This is a genomic window from Nocardia sp. NPDC005366 (assembly GCF_040606855.1).
Classification (GTDB): Bacteria; Actinomycetota; Actinomycetes; order Mycobacteriales; family Mycobacteriaceae; genus Nocardia.
On the sequence record NZ_JBEXFQ010000018.1, the window covers coordinates 150,474 to 164,728 of the forward strand.

At 67.8% G+C, this 14,255-nt stretch carries 13 protein-coding genes; 6 read left to right on the forward strand and 7 right to left on the reverse strand.

What is annotated here, in order from left to right; genetic code table 11:
- Window positions 1-21: 21 nt before the first annotated feature.
- On the reverse strand, window positions 22-744 hold the full coding sequence (locus ABZS43_RS21575) for an alpha/beta hydrolase (RefSeq protein WP_355037702.1): 723 nt from the start codon (window positions 742-744) through the stop codon (window positions 22-24).
- Between the two features lie 102 nt (window positions 745-846).
- Here ABZS43_RS21575 and ABZS43_RS21580 point away from each other — a divergent pair, with 102 nt between their 5' ends.
- On the forward strand, window positions 847-1,779 hold the full coding sequence (locus ABZS43_RS21580) for a hypothetical protein (protein ID WP_355037703.1): 933 nt from the start codon (window positions 847-849) through the stop codon (window positions 1,777-1,779).
- Window positions 1,780-1,824: 45 nt separating this feature from the next.
- Here the strand turns inward: ABZS43_RS21580 and ABZS43_RS21585 are convergent, their stop codons facing one another.
- Both ABZS43_RS21585 and ABZS43_RS21590 read right to left on the reverse strand, forming a co-directional pair.
- Complete coding sequence (locus ABZS43_RS21585) at window positions 1,825-2,157, reverse strand: MmcQ/YjbR family DNA-binding protein (protein WP_355037704.1); 333 nt, start codon at window positions 2,155-2,157, stop codon at window positions 1,825-1,827.
- Window positions 2,158-2,249: 92 nt separating this feature from the next.
- Window positions 2,250-3,056 (reverse strand): hypothetical protein, encoded by an 807-nt coding sequence (locus tag ABZS43_RS21590; protein ID WP_355037705.1) that lies wholly within the window; start codon window positions 3,054-3,056, stop codon window positions 2,250-2,252.
- Window positions 3,057-3,266: 210 nt separating this feature from the next.
- Here ABZS43_RS21590 and ABZS43_RS21595 point away from each other — a divergent pair, with 210 nt between their 5' ends.
- Both ABZS43_RS21595 and ABZS43_RS21600 read left to right on the forward strand, forming a co-directional pair.
- Window positions 3,267-4,439, forward strand: a complete 1,173-nt coding sequence (locus ABZS43_RS21595; protein WP_355037706.1) for an acyl-CoA dehydrogenase family protein — start codon at window positions 3,267-3,269, stop codon at window positions 4,437-4,439.
- A gap of 9 nt (window positions 4,440-4,448) precedes the next feature.
- Window positions 4,449-5,576, forward strand: coding sequence for an acyl-CoA dehydrogenase family protein (locus ABZS43_RS21600; protein ID WP_355037707.1), 1,128 nt, complete (start codon window positions 4,449-4,451; stop codon window positions 5,574-5,576).
- Window positions 5,577-5,761: 185 nt separating this feature from the next.
- Here ABZS43_RS21600 and ABZS43_RS21605 read toward each other — a convergent pair whose 3' ends face one another.
- On the reverse strand, window positions 5,762-6,430 hold the full coding sequence (locus ABZS43_RS21605; RefSeq protein ID WP_355037708.1) for a hypothetical protein: 669 nt from the start codon (window positions 6,428-6,430) through the stop codon (window positions 5,762-5,764).
- Window positions 6,431-6,718: 288 nt separating this feature from the next.
- Here ABZS43_RS21605 and ABZS43_RS21610 point away from each other — a divergent pair, with 288 nt between their 5' ends.
- A complete protein-coding gene (locus tag ABZS43_RS21610; protein WP_355037709.1) occupies window positions 6,719-7,009 on the forward strand; it encodes a hypothetical protein in 291 nt (96 codons plus the stop codon).
- Between the two features lie 224 nt (window positions 7,010-7,233).
- Here ABZS43_RS21610 and ABZS43_RS21615 read toward each other — a convergent pair whose 3' ends face one another.
- From ABZS43_RS21615 to ABZS43_RS21625, 3 genes are all read right to left on the reverse strand, one after another.
- A complete protein-coding gene (locus ABZS43_RS21615) occupies window positions 7,234-8,448 on the reverse strand; it encodes a CaiB/BaiF CoA-transferase family protein (RefSeq protein WP_355037710.1) in 1,215 nt (404 codons plus the stop codon).
- Between the two features lie 155 nt (window positions 8,449-8,603).
- On the reverse strand, window positions 8,604-9,524 hold the full coding sequence (locus ABZS43_RS21620) for a TauD/TfdA family dioxygenase (protein ID WP_355037711.1): 921 nt from the start codon (window positions 9,522-9,524) through the stop codon (window positions 8,604-8,606).
- 127 nt (window positions 9,525-9,651) lie between these two features.
- Window positions 9,652-10,422, reverse strand: a complete 771-nt coding sequence (locus ABZS43_RS21625; RefSeq protein WP_355037712.1) for a deoxyribonuclease IV — start codon at window positions 10,420-10,422, stop codon at window positions 9,652-9,654.
- 138 nt (window positions 10,423-10,560) lie between these two features.
- Here ABZS43_RS21625 and ABZS43_RS21630 point away from each other — a divergent pair, with 138 nt between their 5' ends.
- On the forward strand, window positions 10,561-12,168 hold the full coding sequence (locus ABZS43_RS21630) for a protein kinase (RefSeq protein WP_355037713.1): 1,608 nt from the start codon (window positions 10,561-10,563) through the stop codon (window positions 12,166-12,168).
- A 175-nt stretch (window positions 12,169-12,343) separates the two neighbouring features.
- Window positions 12,344-14,212, forward strand: coding sequence for a protein kinase (locus ABZS43_RS21635; protein WP_355037723.1), 1,869 nt, complete (start codon window positions 12,344-12,346; stop codon window positions 14,210-14,212).
- Window positions 14,213-14,255: the final 43 nt, after the last annotated feature.

The following is a 14,255-nucleotide window of genomic DNA, read 5'->3' on the forward strand; positions in this document are numbered from 1 at the left end:
CCGCCGTCTTCGCCGTCGCCTTCACCACTGCCGTGTCAGTCCCACCACCGCGCTCTGCAGCCAGTTCGCGATATCCCTGGCGACCCGAGCGTGCCCCGGCTCGTGCAGCAGATCGTGTCCGGCCCCGGCGTACTCACGCAAATTTACCGTCTCGTGGCGTCCAGTCCATACCCTCATCGCATCGATCGGCGCCCTGCGATCATCGATGCCGTGTACCGCGAGCACAGGGAGGTTCGCCGGCAGCGGCGTGCCGAGTGCCCCGGGAACGCCGCCTCCGAGAGCGCGTTTGGGCACGCCGGAAAGCACGAGACCGGTCAACCGCTCGACCGGCAGACTCGGCGTCACCGGGAAGTTGGCCTCGACCGCGGACAGATCGGCCTCCGATCCCACATCGGGGATGGCCGCGCCGAGCATGCCGAGCGCGGTGACCGCGCCCAGCGAATGGCCCATCAGCACCATCGGCGCGTGTGGCAGTTCCGCTCGCACGAGGTCGACCAATGTCGTCGCGTCCGCCACCAGTTCGGCCAGGGTGCCCGGCTGTTCGGGGTCGCCCTCGCTCAATCCGTGGCCCGCGGTGTCCAGCGCCCACATCTCGACGTCGATGGCCTTCAGAATCCTGGCGAAACGGTGATAATGGCCGCTGTGCTGGCCCAAACCCGGCAACAACACCACCACTGCGGCATGGTTGTCGACCGGCCACCGCCGATAGTGCATCCGGCCCCGCGCGCCGTCGAAGAAGAGCATTGGAAGATAGTGCCAAAACTTTTGCGTCTCAGGGTACTTCACACAAACTGCGTCAATGCGACTAGACTGCGCGGATTCGCCCCCGCAGCCAGGAGGAACGACATGTTCGTGAAACAGCGTCGCCGTCGGGTTTTCGCGGGTCGGCTGGTCGCCGCGGCCCTCGCCCTGACGTGCCTGTGCGGCGCGCCCGCCGCCTCGGCCGACCCGGTAGCCGGGTGTGCGCCCGCGGTGGCGACACCGACACCAGCGCTATCGGCTCAGGTGCCGATCCTCGACTGGTCGGAGAATGTCGCGTTCGACGCGGACGGCAATCTGTGGGTCGCGCGGCTCTACCGCAACGCGGTGCAGCGCTACGACAGCTCCGGCGCTCTCACGGCGACGGTACCCGTCGAATTCCCCGGCGCGATCAGGCTCGGACCGGACGGGTTGTTGTACGCGCTCTACGGTGACGCGCCGACCAGCGCGGTGCGCACCGGTGGCGTGGTCCGGCTCGATCCCGCCGCCGCCACGCCGCGAGCGGAACATTTCGTCGACGGATTGGCCGGCATGCCCAATGGCGCGGCCTTCGGCGCAGACGGCGCCCTGTACGTGGCCGCGACGAACGCGGGCGTCATCCGGGTGCGCAGGGACGGTTCGATCGACCAGGAATGGACCGCGCGCGCCGCGATAACGGGCGCCAACGGCATCGTCATCCGCGATCGCACGATCTACCTGACCGCGAACGGGAATCCACACGGGCGAGTACTCGGCATTCCGATCGACGCCCCCGAGCGCAGAACGGTGGTCACGGACCTGACCTCGGGTGTGCCCGGCGTTCCCGATTTCGCCGATGATCTGCTCATCGATGACGCGGGATTCCTGTACGTGACCACTCTCTCGGGCAAACTCGTCCGGATCGATCCGCGCGGCGGTGCGGTCTGCACGGTGCTGACCGGTGCGCCGATGACATCGGTCGTCGCCGTGCCGGGACGGCGCGACGAACTGCTCGTCGGCACCGAAGTCGGTGCGGTGCTGCGCGTCCTGCTGGCCCCCTGATCCGCGGCTGACCGTTCAGACAGGGCCGGGTTCGGTCGACGGCAACTACTCGGGATCCACGAGGCGGCGCGGGGCGGCTTGACGCCAGGAGTCGAAGAGGATATCGCGCAATTCGCCCGCATCCTCGAGCGCGGACAATCTGGCCCGCACCCAGGATGACGACGCCTCGTGCGCGGGTACCCAGAATTTATCCGGTTCGGCCGCGATCAACTCGTCCCGGTCGGGTTTGGGGCAGCGCACCGCGAACGAGGTCTGATCGTCGGGCACGGTGACGAACATCTTGCCCGCGACGTCGAAGGTCGGGTGATCCCAGCGTTGCTTCTCCGTGGTCTCGGGGAAGGAAAGCGCGACGCGGCGCACGTCATCGGCATCGAGCACGTTCGTTGGCCTCCGGTCGGAAATCGAGACCCTATCCTGCACCATCACCGATCACGCGCGCGATGCGCGTCGAGATTCCGCGGGACGGAACCTCAGCTGCCGGAGGGAATTTCGCCCTGCACCGCGGCGCCCGCCGGCGGCTGCGGCGCGGCAGGTGCGGGGGCAGGAGCCGCCGGTGCGGGCGCGGGGATCTCGGCGGGGGCCGCGGGTGCGGCGGTGCCTGGGCCCGCCTGCGGCGCGGGTGCGGGCGACGGCGCGACCTCGGCGGGCGCGGCAGCGGGCAGTTCCGGTACGACGAAGGTGCCGACGGTCGGCGTCATCACGCAATTCGCGAAGGGATAGTTGATGACGCCCCACATCGAGGCGAGGACGGTGCCGGGGCCCGCGTCCACGGTTTTCGACAGCGTGGGCAGCCCGACCTCGGTGCGGTCGTCGAGGGTATCGATGCCGCTGCGGCCGTTGTTGATATTGACCCACGCCACCACGAGTCCCGAATTCAGCGGAGCGCCGGAATGCGCGGGCGCGGCGCTGAAGCGCAGGTTGCCCGGTTCGGGGCTGACGCCCTGGCTGCGATTGGGGCCCTCGGTGGTGCCCGCCGCGATGATGGTGGTGATCGGGCCGTTGCTACCGCAGCCGAAGGTGGGGGCGGCGTAGGCGAAGGGAACGAAGTTGGCCGCCACGTGACGCAGCTGGGCCACGTCGACGAGCTTGGTGTACTCCTGCAGTGCGCCGACGCCCGCCTGTGCCGAGGTATCCTCGCCCGCCTTGACGGCGAGGTCGGTGAGGGCCGCCTCGACCGGCGACACCGGGTCGGCGCCCGCGCTGCCGAGGGCGAGAACCGCACCGATGCCGAGTGAGGTCACTGTCGCGGCCGCGCGTGCGATGGCTCTGCCGTTCACCACATAACTCCCTTAGCTGTTACGCGTGGGTTTTCCCCTACCCACGTGCAGCAAGTTACCAGTTCGTCGGACTACGCGCCGGGGTAGCCGTGGCGATCGCCAGGTGTTTGCCTGGGTTTGCCCGTTTGCCTGGTGAGATCCCGCGGTCAGCGGGAGACTACCGAGAGGTAGGGTTTCACTCGGACGTACGAGACACCACGGGAGTTGTGTATGAAAATATCCCTGTCCCCCGACGAGGTCGCCTTCCGCGACGAGCTGCGCCATTTCTATCGTTCCGAGATTCCCGCCGACATCCGTGAGCGTGCGAAACACGGTAAGGAACTGTCCCGCGAGGACGTCGTCACCACGCACAAGATCCTGAACGACCACGGGCTCGCCGTGCCGAACTGGCCGGTGGAGTGGGGCGGCAAGGATTGGACGCCGATGCAGCGCCACATCTGGCAGGACGAGATGCAGCTGGCCTCGGTACCCGAGCCGCTGACCTTCAACGCCCAGATGGTCGGCCCCGTCATCGCGCATTTCGGCTCCCAGGAGATCAAGGAACGCTTCCTGCCACCGACCGCCGCACTCGACATCTGGTGGTGCCAGGGCTTCTCCGAGCCCGACGCGGGCTCCGACCTCGCCTCGCTGCGCACCACCGCCGTGCGCGACGGCGACTCCTACATCGTCAACGGTCAGAAGATCTGGACGACGTTGGCCCAGTACGCGGATTGGATCTTCTGTCTCGTACGCACGGATCCGAACGCGCCGAAGAAGCAGGCGGGTATCTCCTTCCTGCTGTTCGACGTGAAGAGCCCCGGCGTCACCATCCGTCCGATCAAGCTGATCGACGGCGGCTACGAGGTGAACGAGGTCTTCTTCGAAAATGTGCGCGTCCCCGCCGATCAATTGGTCGGTGCGGAGAACATGGGCTGGACCTACGCGAAATTCCTGCTCGGCAACGAGCGCACCGGCATCACCGGCGTCGGCCGGACCAAGGTCAAACTCGGTATCGCGAAGGAGTACGCGCGCCAGACCCGTTCGGGCTCGGGGGCACTGCTCGAGGATCCGCTGTTCGCGGCGCGGCTCGCCGAATTGGAGAACGAACTGCTCGCGCTGGAGCTCACCCAGTTGCGCGTGATCTCCAACTCCGCGGACGGCAAACCCAATCCGGTGTCGTCGGTGCTGAAGATGCGCGGCTCCGAACTGCAGCAGGCGGCCACCGAACTGCTGCTCGATATCGCGGGACCGGATGCCATCCCGGTCGGCGCGGACGATATCGCCTCGCCCGGCTGGGCCCAGCGCAGCGGTCCCAATTACCTGAACTACCGCAAGACAACCATCTACGGAGGTTCGAGCGAGGTGCAGCGCACCATCATCGCCTCCACGATCCTCGGATTGTGAGGCGTCGCCATGGATTTCGAACTCACCGATGAACAGGTCATGCTGCGTGACACCGTCCGCGACCTGCTCGCGCGCACCTACGATCCGGAGACCCGGCTCAAGGTGACCGATACCGAACTCGGTTGGAGCCGTGAGGTCTGGAACCAGCTCGCCGAACTCGGCGTTCTCGGTCTGCCTTTCGCCGAGGAAGACGGCGGCGTCGGCGCGGGCCCGGTCGAGACCATGGTCGTGCTGCAGGAGGTCGGCCGCAGGCTGGCGCCCGAACCGATCGTGGACGCGGTGTACGTGCCCGGCACCCTGGTCGCGCTGGCGGGCAGTGCCGAGCAGCGCGGGCGTGTCCTGCCCGACATCGTGAGCGGCGCCAAGCTGCTGGCTTTCGCCCACGCCGAGCCGGGGACGAGGTGGCCATCGTCCGAACTCGCCACCTCGGCTACCGCCACCGGCGATGCGTACACGCTGACCGGGACCAAGAATCCGGTGCCGCACGGCGGTTGCGCCGACGAACTCGTCGTCAGCGCCGTGCTGCCGGGCGGCGGGGTCGGGCTGTTCCTCGTCGCGCCGGACGCCGCCGGTGTGGTCCGCAAGTCCTACAGCACGGTGGACGGATCGCGCGGAGCCCAGATCGAACTGGACAACGCACCCGCCGAACTGCTCGGCGACAGCCTCGACGCCGCCGAACCGGTGCTGGCGGCGCTGACCCAGGCGCATGCCCTGCTCGGCGCCGAATCCGTCGGCGCGATGGAGGAGGCGTTGCGGCTGACCACCGATTACCTCAAGGCGCGCAAGCAGTTCGGCGTCACGCTGTCGAAGTTCCAGACGCTGACCCAGCGCGCGGCGAATATGTACGTCGCACTGGAACTCGCGCGCAGCATGAGCCTGTACGCCACGGCGTCGTTGGCCGATGGGGCCGTCGACCCGGTCATCGCCTCCCGTGCCCGGTTGCAGATCGGGCGCTCGGCCCGGCTCGTCGGCCAGGAAGCGATTCAGATGCACGGCGGCATCGGCGTCACCGCGGAGTATCCGGTCGGCCACTACGTCGCTCGGTTGACCGCGATCGAGCGGACTCTCGGCGGCTCACTCGAGCATCTGACGGTGCTCGCCGCGCGCGTCGGGGACTACGAACTGCCGGAGCTGTAGGGCGGCAACGACAATCGCCGGGTCGCCGGTTCGGGTTCGATCACCCGCACCGGGGCCCGGCGTTTCCGCGTCCCGAGGGCGGATCGAGCCCGACCGGCGATCTCGTTTCGATTTATCGTCGGCCGTGCCGAACGCCGGACCCGCTCGGCAGTCGGGGCCGAGGCGGGTAGTCGCTCGTGTCCGGTCTACTCGGTCTCGGCGATCTGTCCGTCGACGTTCACGCGCGTGGTCGTCGGGCTCGGGGCGATGGTCGGGCCCTCGATGACAGGCGATTGCGCGATAGGCGAATTGCCGGTGGGAGAAGTCCCCGATTGCCCGGCGTCGGGTACCACTGTTCTCGATTCCTCGAGTGCCGCCGACTCCTCGGGGGGCGTCGGGACGTGGGTAGGGGCCGACTCGCCCACGGTGCTCGGCTCGACCGACAGCGTGCGGTTTCTCGTCGTCGTTGTCGCGTCTTCGGTTTCGGTGACGGCGGCGGGCGGCGGCTCCGTCGTGCTCGTGCGCGGGGTGGTGGTTCGTGACGGCCGCGTGGAGGATTCCGGCGACTCCGGCGCCGATTCCGAGTCCGCGGCGGCCGAAGTCGATGACGGCGGGGTGTATCCGGCCGGTCGGCGCGGCGGGCCGGCGGGGGCCATCTGCCAGGTCGGCGACGGCGGGATGATCACCTTCGGCGCTGTCACGGTCGAACCGTCGCGCACGGTCGCCACGGCTGCGGCGGGCCCGAACTCGAGCGGCGGGGGCGGCACGTAGATGTCGTGGTGGCCGACGCCGCAGGCGCCGATGAGAACGAGACCGACGGATACCGCGCCCACTGCGATCACCGGACCGGCGATCCTGGCCCTGCTGCTCACCATCGGGGTCACTCCTCGTGTGTATCGAGTGGGCTCACCATAAACCAGGTCGATCGGCCGGGCCAGGCGGGACGCGCGCGCGTGTGCGAGCACCATTTTCAAACATTGCTCATTCAAATATCGAAATGATCTCGCTGGCGTGTCGTGAGTACGTGTCGCACCGTATTCACCGACGAGGGCCGTAGCGTATGTGATCGAAGTTACGCGTGAGACGCCCGGATCACGGGGAGAGACGCGCCGCTCGAGGCGCACGATGTCAACACTCTGACCGGCGTCATCGAGGAGTGGATGATGGGAGCTTACTCGACAACGTCGTTGCGCTCCGCGGCCGAAGCCGACGAGGCGCAAGTCCCGGCATCGGTGCGGCGCGGCGAGTCGAATCCGCCGGTGCGCGCAGTGTCCACGGTCCTGTTGCGGGTCTCGGCATGGCTTTTCTTCGTCGGCGGCATCATCGGAGCCGTGCTCGGCATCGCCGGGCTGCATGTGGAAATCACAGTCGTCGGTTTGATTCTGGCCTGCACCGCGGGACTCGTCCTGCTCAAATTGCGTGCCGACACCAGAAAGTCCGGCGAAAGCGACTGAGGTCGCGACCGTTTCGCTCGGGCAGACGCGTCGGATCAGGCGGCCCCGTCGGCGATTTCCTTACTTCTCCTCGCGCGCCTGGTTCGGCACGCACATGACGCCCGCCCAGGATCTGCGATTGGTTCCGGCCGGATTCGGATGCACGGTCGGCCGCCGCGGCGACGGCGACCTCGTCTCCCAGCGGCCCCGTCCCATCGGACGGCGACGCTCGGGCCGCGGCCTGCTCACGAGACCCCCATGGCGTCGATCTCGGGGGCGCTGCGGCCGAGTAATTCGGAGAGCACTTCTCGGGTGTGCGCGCCGAGATCGGGGCCGACAGTGCGGATGGGAAGGGATTTCCCGCCGATGACGGGGACGATGCCGGTAAAGCCGACCATCTTGGGTTCCGGCTCACCGACATCCACCGGGAACGGCTGAATCATATTGCGGGCCAGATACTGCTCGTCGGCGACGATATCGGCCGCGGTGTAGATGGGTCCGCACGGGATGGCTGCGCTTTCCAGAATCGTCAATGCCTCGTCTCTAGTGTGGCGAATCGTCCATTCGGCGATCGACGCGTCGAGCCTGTCCCGATGCCGCCACCGGCCCGCGTTGTCCCGGAGTTCGGGATCGGCGGCCAGGTCGGGGCGTCCGATCACCTCCATATAGCGCTGGAAGATGGCGTCGCCGTTGCCGCCGATGATGATGCTGACTCCGTCGGAGCACGGATAGGCGTTGCTCGGGGCGATGCCCTCCATCCTGCCGCCGACCCGTTCCCGGTTGATCCCGTAGGCGAGGTAGTCGGGCACCAGCGATTCCATCACCGACAGGATCGCCTCGTTCAGGGCGACGTCGATTACGCGCTCGGTCAACGCGATGGAATCGGCTCCGGCCCGCTCGCGCCGCAACAGCGCCATCACCGTGCCGAAGGCCGCGTAGATGCCAGCGATCGAATCGCCGATGGACACCCCGACCCGCACCGGCGGGCGGTCCGGGTCGCCGACGAGTTCGCGCAGCCCGCCGACGGCCTCGGCGACCGCGGCGAATCCGGGGCGCTCGGCGAGTGGGCCGGTCTGCCCGTAGGCGGAAACGCGGGTGATGACCAGATTCGGGTTGACGGCATCGAGAACCTCGGGGCCGAGCCCCCATTTCTCCAGCATGCCCGGCCGGAAATTCTCGAGCAGCACATCCGAATGCCGGACGAGATCGAGCACGATGTCGCGGCCCTGCTCGGTGCGCAGATCCAGGGTGATCGACTTCTTGTTCCGGTTTATGGTGCGGAACAGCATCGAGGTATCGCCGCCGTAGAGCCGCCAGTTGCGAAGCTCGTCGCCCACCTTCGGGCGCTCCACCTTGATCACCTCGGCGCCGAAATCCCCGAGAATGCGTCCGGCGGTCGGCGCCGCGATGTAATTGCCGAGCTCGAGGACGCGAATTCCGTCCAACGGCCGAATACTCATGGCAACCAGTGTGGACTATCGGCCGCCCGGCGACGGCGCGCACCTCGTCCGACGGCCTGCCGCGGCCAGGCACGGTGCCGTATCCAGCGAAGACCGTGCCTCCCCTCATCGCCGCACGGTCCGGCCGGGACGAGCGCCCGGGCCGGACCGCTCGGTCAGGCAGCGGCGATGTCCTCGATGATCGAGTAGTGCTCGGCATTACCGGCGACGACGGTGCTGCGTTTGCCGTCGACACCGACCGGCACATCCCCGGCCAGCGTTATGCGGGTCAGACGGCGCGGCTGATCGTCGTAGTCGTCGATCGCGTAGTGCTGGGTCGCGCGGTTGTCCCAGATGGCGACATCGCCGAGTCGCCAATCCCAGCGCGTGGTGTTCTCCAGCCGGGTCACCCGATCCTGGAAGAGGCGGAACAGCGCCTGGGACTCGCTCGACGACAGGCCGACGAAATGTTTGACGAAATGGCCGACAAGCAGCGACTTCTCGCCGGTCTCCGGATGCACCCGCACCACGGGATGTTCGGTCTCGTAATAGGTCGACTCGAATTCGGCGCGGTAGGCGGCCGAGTTCGGAGCCGTGTTGTGCGACGCGGCATAGTCGTAGACGTTGGTGTGCACCGCGCGCAGATTCTCGGCCAGCAGCTTCAGCGGCTCCGGCAGCGATTCGTAGGCGGCCACGGTGGAGGCCCAGGTGGTCGACCCGCCGTAGGTCGGTAGCTGGACCGCCCGCAGGATCGCCGCCTTCGGAATCCGGTCGACGAAGGTGACATCGGTGTGCCAGCTGTTGGCGCGGCCGTTCTCGGAATCGATGGCGAGACTTTTCACACCCTTGGAGGTGACCGTCGGATGCGGGGTGGTCGGGGTGCCGAGCAACTGCGCGAATTCGTACTGGGCGTCCTCGGTGAGGTGCTCCTGGCCGCGGAAGAAGATCACCTTGTGCTCGAGCAGCGCGGTGCGGATCACCGCGACGGTGGCGGCGTCCAGGTCGCCGCCGAGCCGGATATTGTCGACCCTGGCGCCGATGCGGGAGCCGAGTTTGGTCACCGTGGCGGTGGGAGTGGTGGCGTAGTCGACCGTCATGAGATCACCTTCGCTGCTCGAATCGGGTGGGTATGCCGTCGAGCACACCACCGCGGCGACCCCGCGACCAGGTTTGCCGTCGCGGTGATCGCAACAGCAGACGCCGCGTGCGGGACCGGAAGACGGGTCAGCCCACGTGTTCGCGCAGATACGCGAGATCCTCGGCGACCCCTTCGGCGGGGGTTTCCAGGATCACCGGTGCGTCGGCGGTGCGGCACACCTCGGCGAGCAGTTGCGGGTCGATGGTGCCGTCGGCGAAATTGGCGTGCCGATCCGCGCCGGAATTGAATTCGTCGCGGGAGGAGTTCAGGTGCACCAGGTCGATCCGGCCGGTGATGGCCTTGATCCGTTCGACCACACCGACCAGCTCCTCGCCCCCGGCCCAGGCGTGGCAGGTGTCGAGGCAGAATCCGGCGCCGAAATCGCCGACCGCGTCCCACAGCCTGCCGATCGAATCGAAATGCCGTGCCATCGCGTGGTTGCCGCCCGCGGTGTTCTCGATCAGGATCGGCACCGCGAATCCGCCCTTGTCCTGCTGACGTTCGAACAGCTTGCGCCAGTTGACGATCCCGTCCTCGATCTCGGCGTCCGACCGGACGTGCCCGCCGTGCACGACCAATCCGAAGGCGCCGAGATCCGCGGCGGCCTTCGCCTGCTGGGCGACGGCGTTGCGCGAGGGCATCCGCAGCCGATTGTTCAGACTGGCGACATTGATCTGGTACGAGGAGTGCACCACCACATCGATGGGGCTCGCGAGGATCTCCTCGGTTCGCGGATGCGGCGCGGGCTTGTCCCAGCTCTGCGGATCGACGACGAACAACTGGATGACCTCGGCGCCGAGTTTCTCACCGAAGCCGATCGGGTCGCTGTCGAGCCGTACGTGTGCTCCAATGCGCATGGGCTCAGCCTAATGAATGGCACCGACAGCTCGCGGACGGCCGATATTCCCGGTCGCGCCGGTGAATAATGGGATGTTGCGCCTGCGTGGTCCGAAGAGATACATCGTTAGGTCCACGTGCTCGACCCTACGAGGGGGGTGAAATCCACCGTGTTGCGGACTGGCGAGACCTTCGCCGGGTATGTGATCAAGCGTGTGTTGGGTCAGGGCGGCATGGGCACCGTGTATCTGGCTCAGCATCCGCGGTTGCCGCGGCTGACCGCGCTCAAGCTGCTCGAGCGCGATCTCTACGGTGATGTCGAGATGCGGACGCGATTCGAGCGCGAGGCCGATCTGGTCGCGCGGCTGGAACATCCGAATATCGTCACCGTGTACGACCGCGGCGCGGAGGAAGACCAGCTCTGGATCTCCATGCAGTTCGTGCCGGGATCCGACGCCGCGAGCGCCGACGTGAATGTGCTCGCCCCGGCGCGGGCCGTGCAGATCATCGGCGAAACCGCCGCCGCCCTGGATTTCGCGCATGCCAACGGGGTGCTGCATCGTGATGTGAAACCGGCCAACATCCTGCTGGCCAAGGCCCCGATCGGGCAGCCCGAACGGGTGCTGCTCACCGATTTCGGGATCGCGGGAATGCGCAACAGCGACACCACGCTCGGCTCGGCGGGCACCATCACCGCGACCCTCGCCTACGCCGCCCCCGAACAGTTGATCGGGCAGCCGCTCGATCACCGCGCGGACCAGTATTCGCTGGCCTGCACGCTGTTCTGGATGCTGACCGGCGCCGTGCCGTTCCATGGGACGAGTCCGGCCGCGGTGATGAACGGCCACCTGTACGGGCAGGTTCCCGCCCTGCGACCGTTGCGCGCCGGTACCCCGCCTGCCCTCGACGGCGTGCTCGCGCGGGCGATGGCGAAGCGCCCCGACGACAGGTTCGCCAGCTGCACCGATTTCGCGGTCGCGGCGCGGCGAGCGCTGGCGCCGGTCGGGCAGCCGCGCCCCGCCGGAGCGCCGTATCCGGGCGCGCGGACAGGACTGCCGCAGGCCGTCCATATGCGTCCGCCGGTTCCGCCCGGCCCCGGCCATCCGCGTCCGTCGACGCCCCGGCAGCCGGTGCAACCGCCCGCCGCGCTGCCGCCCACCGGCGTGCTTCCCCCCGGTTACGTCGAACCGACGCGCACCGCGGGCCAACCCGATCGCCCTCCATACCCCACTTCCGCCTACCAGGGCCCGCCGAACGTCACGCGGCCACCCCACGCGCCTCCTCCCACCCATGCCGGGCCCACTGGTTCCGGATATCAGTCGAGTGGAACCTCGCACGGTGTGGTTCCGCCGTATCCGGGTGTGCCGCCGCACGGTTCGCTGCCGCACGGTTCGACGGTGCATGGTTCGCTGCCGCATGGTTCGCTGCCGCACGGTTCGACGGCGCATGGTTCGCTGCCGCATGGTTCGACGCCGCACAGTTCGCCACAGTCGAGCGGAACTTCTCACGGCGTCGTCCCCCCGTTTCCCGTTCCGCCACAGGGTCGGGGTGCGGCGCCGTCCATGGACTCCTTCGATTCCGCTGTCGCGCAATCGAATCCCACCTCGGGTGAGGCGGCTCCGGTCACGCCGGAGCCGCCGAAGAAGCGACGTCAGGGCCGCCCGATCACGATCGCGTTGCCCGATGCCATGGTGCGTCGCGGTCGCCCGTCCGACGGCGCGTCGCCCGGCGGGCCTGGGCCGTCGGAGGCGCGCCCACCGCCATAGTCGCGCGCTATCGGGGTCGCGCCGGATCCGCCGGACTCGTTGGGCAACCATCGAGCACGCGACTGCTGCTATGGTTTCGATGTTTTCCGTGGTCGGGCGTTGCTCGGGCGCGCGTTCTTATGCTGTACGCCTGTTCATCGGTGGGTCCCGGTGACGGCGGGAAGTGGAGCAGACAATGCTGGCCAGCGGTGACGTTTTCGCCGGCTATGTCATCGACAGGCAATTGGGCCGCGGTGGCATGGGTTCGGTGTATCTGGCGAAGCATCCGCGCCTGCCGCGGATGACTGCGCTGAAGCTGTTGAACCGGGAGATGTTCTTCGACAAGGAGGTGCGGGCGCGGTTCGAGCGGGAGGCGGATCTGGTCGCCCGGCTCGATCACCCCAATATCGTCACCGTCTACGACCGCGGCCTCGATGACGAGCAGCTGTGGATCTCGATGCAGTACGTGGACGGTATCGACGCCGCGTCGGTGGATCCCAAGACGCTCCCGCCCGAGCGGGCCGTCCAGATCATCAAGGAAACCGCGGACGCGCTCGACTACGCGCACGGTATGGGGGTGCTGCACCGTGACGTGAAGCCCGCCAATATCCTGCTCGCCCGATCCGGCAGCGGTCGCGGTGAGCGCGTGTACCTGACCGATTTCGGCATCGCGCGGCTCCGTGACGACACCGGTCATCTGACGCAGACGGGAACGTTCACCGCCACCCTGGCGTACGCGTCCCCCGAACAGCTGACCGGCGCGTCCCTCGACCACCGTTCCGACCAGTACTCGCTGGCCTGCACCCTGTTCTGGCTTCTCACCGGCAGCGGACCGTTCGCGGCGACCAATCCGGCCCAGGTCATCCAGGGGCATCTGCAGACCCCGCCGCCCGCGCTGAGCAGCGTGCGTCCCGGCCTGCCCTACGCGCTGGACCTCGTACTCGCCAGGGCGATGGCCAAACGTCCCGAGGAGCGTTTCGCCTCCTGTTCGGAATTCGCCGCCGCGGCGCAGCAGGCGCTGTCCAATCAGAGCGCGCCCGCCATGCCGATCACGGGTATGCCGGTCACCGGCCCGCCTATTCCGGTGACGGGTCCGTATCCGGGGACGGGCCCGCAGCATCCGCTGACCGGCGCGCCCTATCCACTGACCAACGGTCCGGCGCCGACGAGCAGCGGCGCCCATCCGCTGACCGGTGCGACGATGGCCAATACCTCGGTGCCCAATACCTCGATGCCCAATACCTCGGTGCCTAACACCTCCGTGCCCAATACGCTGGTGAAGCAGCCCACCGGGCCGACGGCGCAGCATCCGAATCCGGCCGCGCCGTACAACAATCAGCAGACCTACGGTTTCGCGCAGCAGCCGCCCGGCCCGCCGCTCGGCGGCGGGCAGTTCCCCGGCCCGCATCAGCCGCCGCGCAAATCCAATACCGGCCTGATCATCGGGCTGGCCGTCGGCGCGGTGGTATTGATCGTCATCGTCCTCGGGATCGTCGGTGTCGTCGCGAACCAGGGCTCCGATACGCCGACAACGACGACGTCCGCGCGGCCGTCGTCGTCCGGCAAGACGTCGACGCCGACCGGCTCGCCGAACAACAGCGGCAGCGTGCCCGCCGACTCGGATTCCATCAGCAAGCAATTCCCGCGCATGGTGCCGGCCTCCAAATCGGGCGACACCGGCTACAACAGTGCGACCTGTGGCGCTTACAGCGCGAGTTCCCCGTCCGCGCCGACCACGGGAACCCCGGATTTCGGCAACTGGGTCTACCAGTGGGATTGCTTCGGCGGCGGTGGCAACGACGACCCGTTCTACACCTTCTACATCTACAACTCGGCGTCCGACGCCCAGAAGGCATTGAACAACCTGCCGAGCGACGCGGTGAAATCCACCGACAGCAACGGCGGGAAGTCCTACACCAACTACAAATTCGAAAACAGCGGCCCGAAGATGGTCACCGTGTTCACCGGCGACAAGGACCGGAGCCAGATCCTGATGTACACCGACGGCATCGTCGGCAGCATCGATGAGGTGCTGCGCTGGTGGCGTTCGGCCCCGCTCAACTGACCGGAAGCGCGAATCGGCCGACCGGACGGGACCCCGTCCGGTC